Source organism: Campylobacter sp. RM5063 (assembly GCF_024723655.1).
In the GTDB taxonomy this organism is placed as follows: Bacteria; Campylobacterota; Campylobacteria; order Campylobacterales; family Campylobacteraceae; genus Campylobacter_D; species Campylobacter_D lari_D.
Genome location: NZ_JANQDA010000002.1, coordinates 62,528 through 79,827 on the forward strand (window position 1 = coordinate 62,528; position 17,300 = coordinate 79,827).

Annotated in this window: 18 protein-coding genes; 5 read left to right on the forward strand and 13 right to left on the reverse strand. The window is 31.4% G+C overall.

Annotated elements, in window-relative coordinates; all coding sequences use genetic code 11:
* Nucleotides 1-25: 25 nt before the first annotated feature.
* Nucleotides 26-1,060, forward strand: a complete 1,035-nt coding sequence (locus CAMP5063_RS01245) for an isoaspartyl peptidase/L-asparaginase family protein (RefSeq protein ID WP_263661971.1) — start codon at nucleotides 26-28, stop codon at nucleotides 1,058-1,060.
* Here CAMP5063_RS01245 and CAMP5063_RS01250 read toward each other — a convergent pair.
* The 11 genes from CAMP5063_RS01250 to CAMP5063_RS01300 all read right to left on the reverse strand — a co-directional run bounded on the left by CAMP5063_RS01250 (nucleotide 1,057) and on the right by CAMP5063_RS01300 (nucleotide 11,924).
* Entirely contained in the window at nucleotides 1,057-1,479 is a 423-nt protein-coding gene (locus CAMP5063_RS01250) for a Sua5 YciO YrdC YwlC family protein (RefSeq protein ID WP_133319514.1), read from the reverse strand. The genes CAMP5063_RS01245 and CAMP5063_RS01250 overlap by 4 nt on opposite strands.
* The gene (gene carB / locus CAMP5063_RS01255) at nucleotides 1,476-4,739 is read right to left on the reverse strand and encodes a carbamoyl-phosphate synthase large subunit (protein WP_337194655.1); all 3,264 of its coding nucleotides are present in this window, start codon (nucleotides 4,737-4,739) and stop codon (nucleotides 1,476-1,478) included. The genes CAMP5063_RS01250 and carB overlap by 4 nt, the downstream gene beginning before the upstream one ends.
* A 97-nt stretch (nucleotides 4,740-4,836) precedes the next feature.
* Nucleotides 4,837-5,808 (reverse strand): catalase, encoded by a 972-nt coding sequence (locus CAMP5063_RS01260; RefSeq protein ID WP_337194656.1) that lies wholly within the window; start codon nucleotides 5,806-5,808, stop codon nucleotides 4,837-4,839.
* Nucleotides 5,809-5,897: 89 nt separating this feature from the next.
* The gene (gene mreC, locus CAMP5063_RS01265; RefSeq protein ID WP_133319511.1) at nucleotides 5,898-6,641 is read right to left on the reverse strand and encodes a rod shape-determining protein MreC; all 744 of its coding nucleotides are present in this window, start codon (nucleotides 6,639-6,641) and stop codon (nucleotides 5,898-5,900) included.
* On the reverse strand, nucleotides 6,631-7,668 hold the full coding sequence (locus tag CAMP5063_RS01270) for a rod shape-determining protein (protein ID WP_012662095.1): 1,038 nt from the start codon (nucleotides 7,666-7,668) through the stop codon (nucleotides 6,631-6,633). The genes mreC and CAMP5063_RS01270 overlap by 11 nt, the downstream gene beginning before the upstream one ends.
* Nucleotides 7,669-7,670: 2 nt before the next feature.
* The gene (gene clpX, locus CAMP5063_RS01275; protein WP_039619273.1) at nucleotides 7,671-8,900 is read right to left on the reverse strand and encodes an ATP-dependent Clp protease ATP-binding subunit ClpX; all 1,230 of its coding nucleotides are present in this window, start codon (nucleotides 8,898-8,900) and stop codon (nucleotides 7,671-7,673) included.
* Nucleotides 8,893-9,684: an acyl-ACP--UDP-N-acetylglucosamine O-acyltransferase gene (lpxA, locus tag CAMP5063_RS01280; protein ID WP_263665531.1), complete on the reverse strand. Its 792-nt coding sequence runs from the start codon at nucleotides 9,682-9,684 to the stop codon at nucleotides 8,893-8,895. Before lpxA ends, clpX begins: the two co-directional genes overlap by 8 nt.
* Nucleotides 9,684-10,124, reverse strand: coding sequence for a 3-hydroxyacyl-ACP dehydratase FabZ (fabZ, locus tag CAMP5063_RS01285; protein ID WP_263728649.1), 441 nt, complete (start codon nucleotides 10,122-10,124; stop codon nucleotides 9,684-9,686). The genes lpxA and fabZ overlap by 1 nt, the downstream gene beginning before the upstream one ends.
* 68 nt (nucleotides 10,125-10,192) lie before the next feature.
* Nucleotides 10,193-11,266 (reverse strand): epoxyqueuosine reductase QueH, encoded by a 1,074-nt coding sequence (locus CAMP5063_RS01290; protein ID WP_263728651.1) that lies wholly within the window; start codon nucleotides 11,264-11,266, stop codon nucleotides 10,193-10,195.
* Nucleotides 11,260-11,721, reverse strand: a complete 462-nt coding sequence (gene bcp / locus CAMP5063_RS01295; protein WP_263728653.1) for a thioredoxin-dependent thiol peroxidase — start codon at nucleotides 11,719-11,721, stop codon at nucleotides 11,260-11,262. The genes CAMP5063_RS01290 and bcp overlap by 7 nt, the downstream gene beginning before the upstream one ends.
* Nucleotides 11,718-11,924, reverse strand: a complete 207-nt coding sequence (locus tag CAMP5063_RS01300; protein ID WP_133319508.1) for a tautomerase family protein — start codon at nucleotides 11,922-11,924, stop codon at nucleotides 11,718-11,720. Before CAMP5063_RS01300 ends, bcp begins: the two co-directional genes overlap by 4 nt.
* 100 nt (nucleotides 11,925-12,024) lie before the next feature.
* Here CAMP5063_RS01300 and ilvE point away from each other — a divergent pair, with 100 nt between their 5' ends.
* From ilvE to CAMP5063_RS01320, 4 genes are read left to right on the forward strand one after another with little or no spacing between them, the layout of a single operon-like run.
* The gene (ilvE, locus tag CAMP5063_RS01305) at nucleotides 12,025-12,939 is read left to right on the forward strand and encodes a branched-chain-amino-acid transaminase (protein ID WP_133319507.1); all 915 of its coding nucleotides are present in this window, start codon (nucleotides 12,025-12,027) and stop codon (nucleotides 12,937-12,939) included.
* A gap of 12 nt (nucleotides 12,940-12,951) precedes the next feature.
* Nucleotides 12,952-14,022: a prohibitin family protein gene (locus tag CAMP5063_RS01310; protein ID WP_133319506.1), complete on the forward strand. Its 1,071-nt coding sequence runs from the start codon at nucleotides 12,952-12,954 to the stop codon at nucleotides 14,020-14,022.
* Between the two features lie 16 nt (nucleotides 14,023-14,038).
* Complete coding sequence (locus CAMP5063_RS01315) at nucleotides 14,039-14,575, forward strand: DUF2393 family protein (protein WP_133319505.1); 537 nt, start codon at nucleotides 14,039-14,041, stop codon at nucleotides 14,573-14,575.
* Nucleotides 14,576-14,616: 41 nt separating this feature from the next.
* Nucleotides 14,617-15,105, forward strand: coding sequence for a DUF2393 domain-containing protein (locus CAMP5063_RS01320; protein ID WP_263661996.1), 489 nt, complete (start codon nucleotides 14,617-14,619; stop codon nucleotides 15,103-15,105).
* A 3-nt stretch (nucleotides 15,106-15,108) separates the two neighbouring features.
* On the opposite strand, the gene purF is transcribed toward CAMP5063_RS01320, so the two are convergent.
* A complete protein-coding gene (gene purF / locus CAMP5063_RS01325; RefSeq protein ID WP_220566553.1) occupies nucleotides 15,109-16,449 on the reverse strand; it encodes an amidophosphoribosyltransferase in 1,341 nt (446 codons plus the stop codon).
* Complete coding sequence (gene dapB, locus CAMP5063_RS01330) at nucleotides 16,450-17,178, reverse strand: 4-hydroxy-tetrahydrodipicolinate reductase (RefSeq protein WP_133319502.1); 729 nt, start codon at nucleotides 17,176-17,178, stop codon at nucleotides 16,450-16,452.
* Nucleotides 17,179-17,300: the final 122 nt, after the last annotated feature.

The window sequence follows — 17,300 nt, forward strand, 5'->3', positions numbered from 1 at the left end:
AATAATTTTAAAAAAGGAGTAAATAATGAAATTTTTAACCTGTAGTAAAAGAATTTTATTGACATTAACTAGTTTAATATTTTTACTAAGCAATAATGTCTTTGCAAAAAATTTTGAACCTATCATCGTTATACATGGTGGAACAAGTGGCTTAGGACTTACCAAAGAAGAATTTGCCAAAAGAGAAAAGGTAATGAAAGAATCTTTAAAAGCAGGTCAAAGCATACTTGAAAAAGGAGGAAGCTCGGTTGATGCTGTTATAGCCGCTATTAAAGTAATGGAAGATAGTCCTGAATTTAATGCTGGGAAAGGTGCTGTTTTTACCTCTGATGGATTTAATGAGCTTGATGCATCTATAATGGATGGAAAAAATTTAAAAGCAGGTGCAGTTGCTATGGCTAGGACGATTAAAAATCCTATAGAAGCAGCAAGACTTGTTATGGAAAAAACACCCCATACTTTAATAGCGGGCGAGGGTGCTGATAAATTAGCCAAAAAACATGGCTTAGAAATAGTAGGACAAAAATACTTCTTTACAGAGCACAGATACAAACAACTTCAAGAAGCTAAAAAAAGCAAGGAAGTTTTATTAGATAGTGATAAGGCAAAAGCTCATCTTGGTGTAAGCACCGAGCCATATTTAGGCACAGTAGGTGCAATAGCTTTAGATAAAAACGGCAACCTAGCAGCAGGTACAAGCACAGGTGGCACTACAAATAAAATGACAGGACGCATTGGGGATTCTCCTATCATAGGAGCAGGAAATTATGCAAATAATGACTCAGTAGCAATTTCTTGCACAGGAACAGGTGATATTTACATAAGAGTAGCTGCAGCCCATGAAGTTGCGTCTTTGTATAAATACAAAAAACTTTCAGTGCAAAAAGCAGCCCAAGAAACTATCAAACAAGTTGCAAAACTTGGTGGTACAGGCGGAATTATTTCAATAGATAAAAATGGAAAAGTTGGTTATGCTTGGACTAAAGATAAACTTGGAATGTATCATGGACAAGCAAAAATCGGCGAAGAGCCAAAAGTATTTTGGCCGCTTGGAAATTAACGCAGTTTAACTTTTTTAATGCCTCGAAGTTTAAAAATCTTTGAGGCTCCACTTTCAAAAAACTTTTCATCTACTATTTTATCTGCATTTTGCATAGCCCAATTTAGATCAAATTTTTTTCCATGAATGTTTGCAGAAGTAGAATAAAGCCAATCAAACTTTTTTAAAAATTCCTCATGAGTGCAATCTTTCACAACGCGTATTGCTTTAGAATTAGGATATAAAAAAGTAGTTTTTTTGGATTTTCTAATAGTATTTTTAAAATAATTTGGCACTCTTGTAAGTTTTTTAAGCTCACTAAATTTAGCCGTAGTAATTAAACAATCTTGCTTTAAGGGCCTTTTTTTTAAAGTATTAAGGGCTTTTAAGTCCTTACTTAAAAACCCTGCTGTTGTATCAGTTTGAGCAAGATAAATCATGTTTTTAAGTATTCTTGCAAGCTCTTTACTTCAAGACATGATTTATTTTGTATAGCTTTGATAGCTTTAATCCCCGCATAAGCTGCTCTTAGATTTGTAAAATATGGGATTTTAAAGCGTAAAATATTTGCTCTAATTTTTTTAGTGTCGCCTTTAAAACTATGCTCATCGCTAGTATTTATAGCAAGTTGAATTTGAGAATTTTTTAATTTATCCTCTACATTCGGGCGTCCTTCAGAAATTTTATGCACAAACTCACACTCCAAGCCCGCTTCTTGTAAAACTTTATAAGTTCCACTCGTAGCAATGATTTTAAATCCTAGCTTAATATACTCATTAGCTAAATCTACTGCATATTTTTTATCTTGCTCTCTTAGTGATAAAAATACATTACCACTTTCTGGTAAGAAATTTGAAGAAGCAAGTTGGCTTTTTGCATAAGAGTTATCAAAGTCTTTACTTACCCCCATAACTTCACCGGTTGAGCGCATTTCAGGTCCAAGCTCAAGATCGCTTCCGCTAAGTTTAGCAAAAGGAAATACCACTGATTTTACACTAATATGTTTTGGCTTTTTAGCTCTTAAAATTCCGTTTTTTTCCTCTACCACTTTAAAGGTGTCATAAAATTTCAAGCTTTCTCTTAAATTTCCTTGCCACATCACGCGTGTTGCAACCTTAGCTAAAGGAATTCCTGTAGCCTTACTCACAAAAGGCACGGTTCTACTAGCTCTTGGATTTACTTCTATCATATAAAGTTTATTATCATAAATAGCAAATTGTATATTTAAAAGTCCTACTACACCTAAATTTAAAGCAATATCTTTTGTTTTTTGCTCAATCATTTCAAGCATAGCTTCATCAATATTTACAGCAGGTAAAGAGCAAGCGCTATCGCCTGAGTGAATTCCTGCTTCTTCAATATGCTCCATAATACCTGCTACATAAACTTCTTTTCCATCACTTATCGCATCTACATCAAGCTCAGTTGCATTATCTAAAAACTGATCGATTAATACCGGAGATTTATCACTCACATCTACTGCTTCTTGCATATAAAGTCTAAGCTCACTCTCATCATGCACTACACGCATTGCACGACCACCCAAAACATAACTTGGTCTAACAAGCACAGGATAACCTATCTCATTTGCTTTTATAATGGCTTCTTCTACACTTATGGCTGTGCCATTTTTAGGTTGATTTATACCTAGATCTTCAATAAATTTAGCAAATTTCTTTCTATCTTCAGCTAAATCTATTACCCTTGCACTTGTTCCTATAATCTTTGCCCCAAAAGCACTAAGGCGTTTTGCAAATTTAAGCGGAGTTTGACCACCAAAATGCACTATCACTCCATCGGGTTTTTCTCTATCAATAACTGCTCTTAAATGCTCAAAATCAATTGGCTCAAAATACAAAATATCGCTTGTATCATAATCTGTTGAAACCGTTTCTGGGTTACAATTATACATTATAGTTTTTACACCCATATCTTTTAGAGCAAAAGAAGCATGCACGCAAGCATAATCAAACTCAATGCCTTGTCCTATGCGGTTTGGTCCACCACCTATAATCATCACTTTTTTATCTTTTTTATCTTTACTTTCTTTTACTTGCGTAGCTTCATTTGTATTAATACTTGAGTATAAATACGGGGTCAGTGCTTCAAATTCTCCTGCACAAGTATCTACTTCACTATATTGAGCGATGATTTTGTGTTTAATTCTTGCATAATAAATATCATTTTGGCTTAACTCAAGATTATCTTTTTGATTAATTAAGCTAGCAATTTTTTTATCTGCAAAACCTAAGGTTTTAGCTTTTCTTAATAGTTGCTTATTACTTAAAATATCCATATCTATTTGATTTTCAAATTCCACTATTTCTTTGATTTGGTTTAAAAACCAAGGATCTATTTTGCAAAGCTCAAAAAGCTCTTGTGTGCTAAAACCTTCTCTAAAAGCTTGTGCTATATAAAGCAAGCGTTTTTCATTAGCTTGGCGAATTTTTGCTAAAAGCTCATTTTTATCACATTCTATAGTATCAAACCCACTTAAATTTCTCTCAAGTGAGCAAAGTGCTTTTTGAATGCTTTCTTTAAAAGTTCTCCCTATAGCCATAACCTCACCCACGCTTTTCATAGCAGTGCCAAGCTCTGTGCTTGCATTTGGGAATTTTTCAAAAGTAAAACGAGGAATTTTAGTTACGATATAATCAATTACCGGTTCAAATGAAGCAGGAGTTCCTGTGATATCATTTTTAATCTCATCTAAACTAAATCCAACTGCTAAAAGCGTAGCTACCTTAGCTATAGGATAGCCCGTAGCTTTACTAGCTAGGGCTGAAGATCTTGAAACCCTAGGATTCATTTCAATAACTATCATTCTACCATTAGTTGGATTGATAGCAAATTGCACATTTGATCCACCTGTATCTACTCCAATTTCTCTTAAAATAGCAAAAGAAGCATTACGCATCGCTTGGTATTCTTTATCAGTCAAAGTTAAAGCAGGAGCTATAGTAATAGAATCGCCTGTATGAACTCCCATAGGATCGACATTTTCAATAGAGCAAACGATAATACAATTGTCATTTTTATCTCTAATGACCTCCATTTCGTATTCTTTCCAACCAAGTAAGCTTTCTTCGATTAAAATTTCATGGATAGGGCTTAGCGCTAAAGCAGTATTTGCAAGTTCTGCAAACTCATCCATATTATACACCACGCCACTTCCTGCACCACCTAAGGTAAAAGAAGCTCTAATCATCAAAGGAAAACCAATCTCATCAACAGCTTTTAAAGCTTCTTCATAATTATACGCATACATAGATTTTGGCAAATCCATGCCGATTTTTTTCATACATTCTTTAAAAACTTGTCTGTCTTCGCCTTTTTTAATCGCTTCAGGATTTGCACCTAAAAATTTTACATCTGCAAGCTCGCCACTTTCATAAACTTCCATAGCAACATTCAAAGCAACTTGGCCACCCATAGTAGGTAAAATCGCATCGATTTTTTCTTTTTTGATAATACTTAGAATACTTTCTTTGGTAATTGGTTCTATATAAGTTGCATCAGCAAATTCAGGATCTGTCATAATCGTAGCCGGATTAGAATTGATCAAAACTACTCTATAACCTAGCTCTTTTAAAGTTTTTGCCGCTTGAGTTCCTGAGTAATCAAACTCACAAGCTTGACCTATAATGATAGGCCCACTGCCTATTAATAATATATTTTTTATATCTGTTCTTTTTGGCATGTATTTTCCTAAGCTGAATTTTTAGCCAAATTATAACAAATATAAGTTTTTTAGAAGTTGAATTTAACAAAGAATTTAGCTCTTAAAGAGCTAAATTTTATTGACGCTTACCAAAAGTTATAGCATAAGCTTCATTTCTTACATCAAATAAAGGATCTTGTGGTGGATTAACCCCTTGAGGTACATCCGAAGGAAAATATACATCAAAATTACAATCTTCATCGCTCAAGGCATTAACCTTAAAAGTCCCAACTAGACTTTCTTTGTGCTTACCACTCCATAAAGCCGTTGTTTCATTGGTAATATCATTTTTATTTGCATATACTAAATACATTTTATACTCAACCGGCTTATTAGCTTTTACACGATTTTGGAAATCTTCTTTTAAAAAATCACTACTCGCACTTTTCATTTGTGCTTCATTTAAATATGCCACACCTTCACTTGGAACTAATTTCCATCTTGCTGGTAAATAGTTTTCTCCGTTTGCTTGTTTAAAATAAAAAGTATGAATACTAAAAAATGGAGTATTTGCTACACTTTTACTAATGCCAATTTTATCAGTATATGCAGCAAAATTTCTATAAGAATCAACCTCTTGCATCATCTTGCTTATTTTTTCTTGATCGACTTTACCATTTACAGGAAGTCTCATTTCAAAAAACTGACCGAATTCTTTAGGATTTTTTGCGAAATTTATTTCTGTATTTAGCATAACCATAATCCAAGAAGCAGAATCTTTAGGATCAGTAATTCTAATAGCCATACCTCTTGTTTTGCTTTTATCATCTTTAAAAGCTCCACCCAAAGAATATCTTACTTGGATTGGCAAACTTTTTTGTGTTAACAAAGGCACATCAACTTCTTTATTGATAGACAAAGCTGGCTCAAAAGTTCCCATAGCACAAAAGCCTTTTGCATGATTAACTTTTGCTTTTGGATTTTTAGGATCAGCATTAAGTTGATAAAAAATATCTGCTATTTTTTGTGCATCATATTCCACTTCATTTGCATAAATAGCACCACTTAAACAGCAAAAAGCTAAACAACTACTGATATATTTTTTCATTTAATCTCCTAAATTTTTAAAATTCGGAGATAATTCTAATATTTAATAGTAAATAATAATTTATATCAACTAAAATAAATAACTTTTTATTAAAAATTTTCTACCATATAAAAATAACTTGGTACTTTCATTTTTACATAAGGTTTAACATATGCATTTTGATAGGCGCCTTCTTCTTCTATTTTAAAAATTTCGCCCACTGGAATTCCTGAAAAGAAAATCTCATCTAAGCCACTTGTATAAACCTTATCACCCATTTTAAGTTCAAGCCATTTAGGAATATATTTAACTAAAACATAATCATTTCTACCATGAGCTATACCTGGTGCTTGTTCCTTACCTATATATACGGAAAAAATACACTCTTCATCACCTTGTAAAAGTCCCAAAGCTCTACCATTTTTTTCTATAACTATGCCTGCTGTATAGCCATTATAAATTAAGCCTTTAATTTTTCCTTTATAATCCACATCAAGCCAAACCTTATGATAATCGCTAATTTGAGCATAAGAAGTTGCCTTAACTAAACTAACATTAGGATAATAAAAACTTGAATTTTTATCACTTAAAATATTGTTTAATTCATTGGCAAAGTTTTTCATATAGATATTGTTTTTTTCAAGTTCAGCATTTCTTTCTCTTAATTTTTTAATTTCTTGAGCTTGATTAAAATGCTCATTAAATTTATCTTTTAAAAGATTAATGCTTTGAGAAAACTGATTAACAATAGCAATATTTAAATCTAAAACATTTCGTTTTATTATATCTCCATAATAAAACGAAACAAACACTAAAAAAGATAAAATTAAAACACTAAGAATTTTACTCTTCATTCGTTAGTTGGTGCAATAAAGAAATTTCTTCCAAAGCTTTACCTGTGCCTTTTGCCACTGCTAAAAGTGGCTCATCAGCTACATATACTGGAAGTTTTACAATTTCAGATAAATATTTATCAAGACCGCGTATTAAAGCTCCGCCTCCTGTTAAAACAACACCATTTTCAACAATATCAGCTGCAAGATCAGGCGGCATCATTTCAAGAACGATTTTTAATGCATCAGCAATTTCTTTTAAATGCTCACGCATAGCCTCTCTTACATCTTCACTTGTTAACTCTATTCTATTTAACAATCCTGTTACTTGATCGCGTCCTTTAACTACCATAGAAAGCTCTTTTGGAAGCTGAACTGCTGAGCCTATTGCGATTTTGATTTCCTCACCCGTTCTTTCACCTATGACAAGATTGTATTTTTCTTTTACATAATTTACTATACTAGTATCAAGCTTATCACCAGCTGTTCGGATAGATTTTGAAATCACAAGACCGCCTAAAGAAGTAACACCAATTTCAGTAGTACCACCGCCAATATCTACCACCAAGCTCCCTTGAGGCTCCCTAATTGGTAAATTTGCACCAATAGCTGCTGCCATAGGTTCTTCTATCAAAAATACTTCTCTAGCACCCGCACTTAACGCACTTTCTCTAACTGCCTTTCTTTCAACTTGAGTTAAACCATAAGGAACTGAAATGATAATTCTAGGTCTTAAAAAAGATTTTCTTCTATGAGTTTTTTCTATAAAATAACGGATCATTTTTTCAGTCATATCAAAATCAGCAATCACACCATCTTTCATAGGACGGATTGCTTCGATATTACCTGGGGTTTTTCCTACCATTTCCTTAGCTTCTTTTCCAACAGCTAAAATTTTAACCCTACCATATCTTTCACGCTCTACTGCAACAACCGAAGGTTCATCAATCACTATACCTTTATCTTTTACCAAAACTAAAGTATTTGCAGTACCTAAGTCAATCCCCATATCACTTGAAAAAAATCCAATTATTTGATCTAAAATCATTCTCAGCCTTTAACTTTTTTATTTTTTATAAATAAAGGTTTTGCACCTTCTTTGATCACTTCTTTAGTAATTACTATGCTATATCCATTATACTCTGGCAAATCAAACATCAAATCTACCATCATTTCTTCAATAATACTTCTTAAACCTCTAGCACCTGTTTTACGCTCTAGCGAAAGCTTAGCAATCTCTCTTAGCGCTTCATCTTCAAATTTTAATTCCACATTGTCAATAGCAAAAAGTTTTTGATATTGCTTAATAATGGCATTTTTTGGCTCAGTTAAAATACGCACCATGCTTTCCTCATCAAGCTCTTCTAAAGAAGCAAGCACATGCAATCTTCCTATAAGTTCAGGAATAAGCCCAAAATGCACCAAATCATCAGGCTCTAGTCTTTGAAGTAAAGCTTCTTTTTCATCTTTTTTATCATCAGTAAAAAAGCCCATGACATTATCGCCTAATTTTCTTTTAATAATATCACTAATACCATCAAAAGCCCCACCACACACAAATAAAATATTAGTTGTATCTATTTGTATGAAGTCTTGATTTGGGTGTTTTCTACCGCCTTTTGGTGGGATATTTACCAAAGATCCTTCAATAATTTTGAGTAAGGCTTGTTGCACGCCCTCACCACTTACATCTCTTGTAATAGAGCGATTTTCGCCCATTCTTGCGATTTTGTCTATCTCATCAATAAATATAATCCCTTTTTGTGCTCTTTGCACATCTCCATCAGCAGCTTGTAAAAGACGAGTAAGGATATTTTCAACATCTTCTCCCACATAACCCGCTTCAGTTAAAGAAGTCGCATCACAAATTGCGATAGGAACATCTAAAAATCTAGCTAAAGTCTGTGCTAGTAAAGTTTTTCCACTTCCCGTTGGGCCTACTAATAAAATATTTGATTTTGCTAATTCTGTATCATCATCTTCTAAGTCAGATCTAAAAAGCCTTTTATAGTGATTATACACCCCTACACTAAAGATTTTTTTAGCTCTATCTTGCCCGATAACATATTTATCTAAATATGCTTTTAATTCCTTAGGAGTAATATCTTTAAAATTTTCTTTATCAACTTCTTTATTTTTTAATTCTTTTTCCTCTCCAAAGAAAATATTGCAAGCACTTTCGGCACAATACTCACATATAAAGGCATTATTATAATCATTTACTAAAATTCTTCTTTCACTTGTTTCTATTTCATTGCAAAAACTACATCTTTTAACCATGACTTTTTTCCTTATATATAGGAATTCCTCTTTTTGTTTCTAAAATAAAATTACACATTTTTTTCACATTTTCACTAGAAGTATTTTCTAGCAAACTTAAAGCATTATCTTTTAAACTTCCTTGTCTGAATAAAAATTTAAAAGCCTTGCTTAAAATATCCACTTCTTCTTTATCAAAGCGTCTTCTAATGCCTACTAAATTTAAACTTCTAATGCTTGCTCGATTTCCTTCAGCTAAGCAAAATGGCACCACATCTTGAGAAAGCGCACTAGCACCTGCTATCATACACCCCTCACCTACCTTAACAAACTGATGTATTGGAGTAAGTCCACCTACCACAGTATAATCTCCAAGTTCCACATGACCTGCTAAAGTAGCATTATTTGCTAAAATAATATTATCTCCAAGCAAACAATCATGTGCAATATGAGAATAAGCCATTATAAAAGCATTATCGCCTATTCTTGTAAAACCATCACCCTTAGCTGTACCTGAATTTATAGTAACAAATTCTCTAATAACTGCATTTTTTCCTATAATAACACCTGAATTTATCTCATCTTTATAAGATATATCTTGTGGAATATCTCCAACTATGGCATAAGAAAAAACTTTAGAATTTTCACCTATGCTTACATTAGGTAAAATTCTTGCACCTTGTTTGATGATAGTATTTGCACCTATATTGGCATTTTTTCCAACATAAGCATAGGCTTCTACTACAACACTATCTGCTATGATAGCTCCATCTTCTATAACAGCACTTGGATGAATTTTGCTCATCATTTATCTACTATCATAGCTTTAAGTTCAGCTTCTGCAACCAATTGTCCATCAACAAAAGCTTTTCCTTGAAAAATCCACATATTTCCACGATTTTTTACCACACTCATCTCATAATCAAGCCTATCACCTGGACGCACTGGATTTCTAAATTTAGCATTATCAATGCCTGTAAAATATACTACTTTAGTGCTTGGATCTACCTTATCATCCATACTTTCAAATGCCAAAACCCCTCCAGTTTGTGCCATACCTTCTAAAATTAACACACCCGGGTAAATTGGATGATCTGGAAAATGCCCCATAAAAACATGGTCGCTTATGCTAATATTTTTATAACCTCTAACAATTTCTTTATTTTTTAATTCTACGATTTTATCTACAAGTAAAAATGGATACCTATGTGGTAAAATTTTTTGAATTTGCATTACATCTATCATAAATTTAGCCTTAAAATATATTCAAAATTCAGATTTTACAAAAAAAATATTAACAAACTAGTTAAGTTTTATAACTTCACAATCTTTTCTTTACTATCAAAATAAATTTCACTTTTTGCTATAAATTCATAAGCGCCTTTAATAATATTTTCAACAATAATCACCGGCGAAAGATCATAAGCGCCAAAATGCTTTTGCCTTATTTTGATTTCTTGCTCTATTTTTAAAGGATTTTGTAAAAAATCTTCAAAACTTTTAAATCGCATTTTGCACAAACTATTTAAATAATCAAAACTCCATAAATTAATCTCATCCTTTACGCTTTTATAGCACTTTAAATCCTCTTCTAAAATACTAAATTTAGTGTAAGAATTTTTAAAATGAGAATAAAATAAAACATGAGTTTTTATGGCTTTTTTGTTTTCTTTTATCAAAGCTCTTAGTAAGCGATAATTTAAAAATTTCTCTCTTTGAATTTCAAATTTAACACCTTTTTTTTCTAAATTTTTTACTTGATTGTAAAATTTTATCTTTTCTTCTATGCTTGAAGGTAATATTTGTTTATTTATAGGACTCATAAGCTCATCTATAAAAGCTTTTTGGCCTTTTTGTTTAGAAAGTGCATAAATACACCCACAATAATTTTGATGATAAAGCATATCTTGCTTAGCTAAGGCAAATTGTCTTTGCGTGCCTCCATTTTTTCTAAAATCAGGTGCCAAAAACTCTATACCAAATTTATCGCATTCTTTTTGTAAAGCTAATTTTAACTGCTCTAAGTCTTTTTTAGGGGATGTTAAAAGGGTTGTTGTAAGTTTTTTTTCACCAATTTTTCGAGCAAATTCAACACTTTTATGCATTCTAAAATCAAAACAAATTTGACATCTTGCGCCTTTTTCAGGCTCGTCCTCATAACCCTTTACACTCTCAAGCCATTTTTCATACTCATATTCACCTTTATAAAGCTTAATACCCAATTTATCACAACTACGCTTAACATCTAAAAATCTAAGTTCATACTCACTATAAGGATGAATATTTGGATCATAAAAAAAACCTATAATTTTCTCATCAGGATAAGTTTTGCTTAATTCTTGTATAAAATAATGACTATCCACACTACAGCAAATATGCACTAGCATAATTCTTTTAATACCTTAAAAGCATGATCTTTAGCTTTTACATTTTTATAAATTTTTGAGATTTTTCCATTTTCATCAATCACAAAAGTGGATCTTATAAGCCCCTCATACTCTTTACCATAATTTTTCTTTAAACCCCAAGCACCATAAAGTTTACAAATTTCTTTTTCACTATCGCTTAATAAAGTGTGTTTTAAATCATATTTTTTTATGAAATTTTCATGCGATTTAACACTATCTGGACTAATACCTATAATCACAGTATTTTGCTCTAAAAAATCCTCATAACTTTGACTAAATTCACAAGCTTGTGTGGTACAACCTGGGGTGTTATCTTTTGGATAAAAATACAAAATAATTTTTTTACCCAAGAAATCACTTAAAGAAATTTTAACTCCATCTTGATTTAAAAGTTCAAACACAGGAGCTTTATCATCAATTTGCAATTCTTTCATTTTTTATCTTTCAATCTTAATTTTTCTACACTTTCGCCACCAAAAGCAATATTATATGGCTCAATATCTTCTAACATAATCACTATATTTTGCTTTGGCTTGTTGTATTTTGTATGTAAAAGTTCTGTAATATCTGCTATTAACTCTTCTTTTTGTGTTTTGCTAAATTCTGGTTTAGCTAATTTGATATTTATAATTGGCATGATTTTTCCTTGTTTCAAATATAATAATTTTACTATATTCTAGTAATTATTAGTATATTTTTGATAAAATTAGTTTTATTTTCAACAAAAAGGCTTAGTTATGATTAGGGCAAAAAAAATTTGGATGGATGGAAAAATCATTGATTTTGATGATGCAAAAATTCATGTTTTAACACATTCATTACATTATGCAAATGCAGTTTTTGAAGGAACAAGAGCTTATAAAACACAAAATGGTTTAGCAATTTTTAGATTAAAAGAACACACCAAAAGACTTTTAGAGTCTGCAAAAATTACTTTAATTAATTCTCCTTTTTCTCAAGAAGAACTTGAAAATGCACAAGTTGAACTTTTAAGAGCAAATGATTTTCAAAATAACACCTATTTGCGACCATTAATCTTTTTAGGTGATGGTACTATGGGAGTTTATCATGCTAAAGCTCCTGTTAGGGTAGCTATTGCTGCTTGGGAATGGGGTGCTTATTTAGGCGAAGAAGGCTTAGAAAAAGGTATTAAGGTTAAAATTTCTTCTTTTGCTAGAAATAGTGTAAAATCTAGCTTAGGTAAAGCAAAAGCAAGTGCAAATTATTTAAATTCTCAAATGGCTAAATATGAAGCTATAGAAGCAGGATATGAGGAAGCCTTAATGCTCGATGAAGAAGGTTTTGTAGCAGAAGGAACAGGTGAGTGTTTTTTTATGATTAAAGATAATAAGCTAATCACACCGCCAAATGATTTTTCATTAAAAAGTATCACTCAAGATACTGTTTTAAAAATTGCACATGATTTGGGCATAAGTGTAGTGCGTCAAAGAATTTCAAGAGATGAAGTTTATGTAGCTGATGAAGCATTTTTCACAGGAACTGCAGCAGAAATAACTCCGATAAATAATATTGATGCAAGAATTATAGGAGATGGAAAAAGAGGTGAGCTAACGACAAAGCTTCAAAATGCGTATTTTGATATAGTTTATGGACGCAATGAAAAATACGCTTCTATGCTAACTTATATTTAACAAAGGAACTAAATGCCAGCTGATTTGAATGATTATTTTAATAAAAAAAACAATCAAAACAACAATAAGCAAAATTTAAACTTCAAAACACCAGAATTTAATTTCAAAGGTTTTGGGAAATTTTCCCCATTAATTTATAGTGCAATTGCAATTATTTTAGTTTTTGCACTTTTTAAACCTTTTGCAATAGTAAATTCAGGGGAAATGGGGATCAAATCCACTACAGGTAAATACAGCCCTACCCCACTTGAACCAGGACTTCATTTTTTTATGCCTATACTGCAAAAAATCACTATCGTAGATACCAGAGTAAGACAAATCAACTATGCTTCAATCGAAGGAATAAATGAAAATTTACAAATAGGATCAGGTGTTGTTAATAAAAATAGTATTTCAGTGCTTGATTCAAGAGGCTTGCCTGTATCTATTGATGTAACCGTTCAATACAGATTAAATCCTTTACAAGTTCCTCAAACTATCGCAACATGGGGGCTTAATTGGGAAAATAAAATCATAGATCCAGTAGTAAGAGATGTTGTAAGAAATGTTGTAGGTCAATACACTGCAGAAGAGCTTCCAACAAATCGTAATACTATAGCGGTGCAAATTGATCAGGGTATTAGAAAAACTATTGAAAGCCAACCAAATGAGCCAGCAGAGCTTCAAGCAGTTCAGCTTAGAGAAATTATCTTACCTATAAAAGTAAAAGAACAAATCGAAAGAGTACAAATTGCTAAACAAGAAGCTGAAAGAACTAAATATGAAGTTGAAAGAGCTAACCAAGAAGCACTTAAAAAAGCGGCTTTAGCTGAAGGGGAGGCAAATGCAACTATTATTAGTGCTAAAGGTAGAGCAAGTGCCGTAAAAATTGAAGCTGATGCACAAGCATATTCAAATAGAGAAATAGCAAAAAGTTTAAATAATCCTTTACTTGATTTAAAACAAATTGAAACCCAAAAGCAATTTAATGAAGCACTTAAAGTCAATAAAGATGCTAAAATTTTCTTAACACCAGGCGGAGCTGTGCCAAATATTTGGGTTGATAGCAAAGATAATAAAAGAACAAGTTCAGTAGCAAATTAAAAATAAAGAAGTGATAATGAATGTTCAACATATCCGAGAGCAAATGATCTTTTATACAGCTCATTTGCACTTGATCGATTTTTTGTTAATGGCTTTAGTTGTATTCTTTTTCATTATCACTTTATTTATTGCTTTGATTGTTAGAAACAAACCTACTTTTGCTTTTATTATAATTTTTTTAGGAATTTTATGTTCACTTAGTATTGCGTATTTGGGATATTTTTTAATTGATACTAAAGTTAGATCCAGAATAGCTAGCTTAGATAATGCTCAATTTTTTGTATATGATAATTCTTTAAGTGTTGATTATAGCTTGACAAATACTTCTAAAAAAAGTTTTAAATTTTGCAAAATAAAAGTAGAAGTATTTAGAAAAAGCGATGAAAATAATACTTTTAAAAATTTAATACATTTATTAAAACCATTAAGAAGTAAATCTACCACTATCGAAAAAACAATAAGTCCCAACCAAACTATTAATCTAAAAACCAAATTTTCCGATTTTAATGAAGGTCAAGATTTTGATATTAAAATTAATTCAAAGTGTTTTTAATGGGATATTTTACTTTTTTTCATATTCTTATCATTTTTATTATGCTAGCTTCAACTTTCCTTACTTGGATTTTATTCTATTTAAAAATACAAAACAAAAAATATATGATAATTTTTTGCATAATAAGTTTTATATTAGCCTCAATCTTAACTATTTCTTTACTATTAACTATAGATCAATACACAAAAAAAGCTAGTTTGAGTAATTTTTCAACCTACAGACGCTTAGCTACAGAAAGTATTATTATAAAAGGTAGAGTAACCAACGATACTAATTTTAAAATTTCAGAATGCTTTTTAGAACTTAGAATTATTGATAATAATAAAAAGCATGCAATCAGTGGAGAAATTTTTAATCAACAAAATTTTGATAGCATAAAAAAAGCAAATCAACAACAAAGAGATGTTTCGTATAATATTAACATTGCAAATCAATTATCAGGTCATACCTACAAAGACTTTTCTTTTGAAGTAGGATTGCCACCTCATTTTCAAAGTTATAAAATTTTTAAACAATTAAAATGCAGATAAGGATTATTTAATAAAATAATCCCCATCAAAACTAATCAAAGAATATTTTCTTTCATTGCCTATGCTTGAAACTAGCTCATTAATATCTAAAAAAGTCAAACTATCTGCACCTGTATATTCTCTAACCTCTTCAATACTCTTATTAGCTGAAATTAACTCTTCAAAAGTTGGAGTGTCTATACCATAAATATCAGGAAATTTGATTTCTGGGCAAGCTATAGCCAAATGAATTTTTCTAGCACCTGCTTGTCTTAAAAGTGTGATGATTTTTTTAGAAGTTGTTCCTCTTACTACACTATCATCAATCACCACTATATCTTTGCCTTCTAAAACTTTCTTCATAGGATTTAATTTCAGTTTTACTTTTAAATTTCTCATTTCTTGAGTTGGCTCTATGAAAGTTCTTCCAACATAGTGATTTCTAACTATAGCCATTTCAAGTGGAATTTTTAAATATTGCGCAAAACCTATAGCAGCACTTACTCCACTATCAGGAACAGGCACTACAAAATCTACTTTTTCTTTAAATTTTTTAGCCAAGGCTTCACCCATTTTTTTACGCACTTCATATACACTTTTACCTTCTATAATACTATCAGGTCTAGCAAAATAAATATATTCAAATGCACAAATTCTTGGATCTGTTTTATCAAAAACTTGAATGCTTTCAAACTCATCACTACCTTGAGTAAAAACTAGCATTTCACCAGGCTTTATATCGCGGATAAATTCAGCTTCTATCAAATCAAAAGCACAAGTTTCACTCGCTACAATATATCCACCATCTTTTAATTTTCCCAAAGATAAAGGTCTAACCCCATAAGGATCTCTTACCACAAAAAGTTGATTTTTACTAGCTAACATAAAGCAATATGCACCCTTACTTTGCATTAGACTTTCTATAAATCTATCTTTTAAAGTTTCTTTTTTGCTTTTTGCTATTAAATGTACAACATTTTCCGTGTCCATATTAGAATGAAAAATAGCTCCATTATCAATTAACTCTTTTCTAACTTCTTCTTTATTAATCAAATTTCCATTATGCACTAAAGAAATATCACCCAAAGAACAAGTAGCTGCAACAGGCTGTGCATCATGCAAAGAAGAATTTCCGGCGGTAGAATAACGATTATGCCCTATAGCTATACTACCTTTTAAATCTGCTAAAATTTGAGTATTAAAAATTTGTCCTACTTCACCTTTAGCTTTATGAGTTTTGATATTTAAACCATCACTTACACTAATTCCACTTGCTTCTTGGCCACGATGTTGCATAGCAAATAAAGCATAATAAGCCACCGTGCTTGCATTTTTTGAATTAATTACTCCAACTACCGCACACATTTAAATTCCTAAACAATCGTCTATATCATATAAGCCATTTTCTTGAGAAACCAGCCATTTAGCACATCTAATAGCCCCCATAGCAAAAGTAGCTCTTGAAGTAGCACTATGATTTAATTCTATAAATTCACCATCATTATAAAATCCAACTCTATGAGAACCCACTATATCACCACCTCTTAAGCTCATCACTGCGATTTCATCTTTACTTCTTTGACCAATAATCCCATCTCTACCACTTACTCTAACCTTTTCCAAATCTAAATTCCTAGCCTTAGCGACATTTTGTGCTAAAGTCATAGCTGTACCACTTGGAGCGTCTTTTTTCTTATTATGGTGCATTTCAAGTATTTCTATATCAAAATCCCTTAAAGCTTCACTTGCTAAACATGAAAGTTTTTTTAAAATAGCTACACCCAAAGACATATTGGTAGCATAAAGAATTGGCATAGTAATGCTTGCACTTTGCATTAACTCATTTTGCTTAGCATCTAATCCTGTAGTACCTATCACTAAAGGTTTAGGATTGCTTCTTGCGTATAACAACAAATCCTCACAACCTTTCGGGGAAGAAAAATCAATTATTACATCGCATTTGTTAAAAAATTCTTCATAGCTTGATCCTTGATAAAAAAATGCACTTGCTTTAGCATCTTTTTGATCTTGTAAACAATTTTCAATTTGTTTACCCATGCGACCATTGCTCCCATGAATTCCTATACATATCATAAATTTATCCTTTATATTTGCAGTGAGAAATTGTATCACTAAGTTAATTAATACAATATTACATACCATGAGCAAAAGTTTCCAAAAAGTTTCCAAAAAACTTTAAATTTATAACACATTTT

Coding starts and splice junctions, on each gene's coding strand:
- CAMP5063_RS01250 (WP_133319514.1), bottom strand. CDS start 1,479: ATGATTTATCTTGCTCAAACTGATACAACAGCAGGGTTTTTAAGTAAG.
- CAMP5063_RS01320 (WP_263661996.1), top strand. CDS start 14,617: ATGCTAGCTTCAACTTTCCTTACTTGGATTTTATTCTATTTAAAAATA.
- purF (WP_220566553.1), bottom strand. CDS start 16,449: ATGTGTGCGGTAGTTGGAGTAATTAATTCAAAAAATGCAAGCACGGTG.
- fabZ (WP_263728649.1), bottom strand. CDS start 10,124: ATGATAGATGTAATGCAAATTCAAAAAATTTTACCACATAGGTATCCA.
- CAMP5063_RS01310 (WP_133319506.1), top strand. CDS start 12,952: ATGCCAGCTGATTTGAATGATTATTTTAATAAAAAAAACAATCAAAAC.
- CAMP5063_RS01245 (WP_263661971.1), top strand. CDS start 26: ATGAAATTTTTAACCTGTAGTAAAAGAATTTTATTGACATTAACTAGT.
- bcp (WP_263728653.1), bottom strand. CDS start 11,721: ATGAAAGAATTGCAAATTGATGATAAAGCTCCTGTGTTTGAACTTTTA.
- lpxA (WP_263665531.1), bottom strand. CDS start 9,684: ATGAGCAAAATTCATCCAAGTGCTGTTATAGAAGATGGAGCTATCATA.
- carB (WP_337194655.1), bottom strand. CDS start 4,739: ATGCCAAAAAGAACAGATATAAAAAATATATTATTAATAGGCAGTGGG.
- ilvE (WP_133319507.1), top strand. CDS start 12,025: ATGATTAGGGCAAAAAAAATTTGGATGGATGGAAAAATCATTGATTTT.
- dapB (WP_133319502.1), bottom strand. CDS start 17,178: ATGATATGTATAGGAATTCATGGGAGCAATGGTCGCATGGGTAAACAA.
- CAMP5063_RS01260 (WP_337194656.1), bottom strand. CDS start 5,808: ATGAAAAAATATATCAGTAGTTGTTTAGCTTTTTGCTGTTTAAGTGGT.
- CAMP5063_RS01315 (WP_133319505.1), top strand. CDS start 14,039: ATGAATGTTCAACATATCCGAGAGCAAATGATCTTTTATACAGCTCAT.
- CAMP5063_RS01270 (WP_012662095.1), bottom strand. CDS start 7,668: ATGATTTTAGATCAAATAATTGGATTTTTTTCAAGTGATATGGGGATT.
- CAMP5063_RS01300 (WP_133319508.1), bottom strand. CDS start 11,924: ATGCCAATTATAAATATCAAATTAGCTAAACCAGAATTTAGCAAAACA.
- CAMP5063_RS01290 (WP_263728651.1), bottom strand. CDS start 11,266: ATGCTAGTGCATATTTGCTGTAGTGTGGATAGTCATTATTTTATACAA.
- mreC (WP_133319511.1), bottom strand. CDS start 6,641: ATGAAGAGTAAAATTCTTAGTGTTTTAATTTTATCTTTTTTAGTGTTT.
- clpX (WP_039619273.1), bottom strand. CDS start 8,900: ATGGTTAAAAGATGTAGTTTTTGCAATGAAATAGAAACAAGTGAAAGA.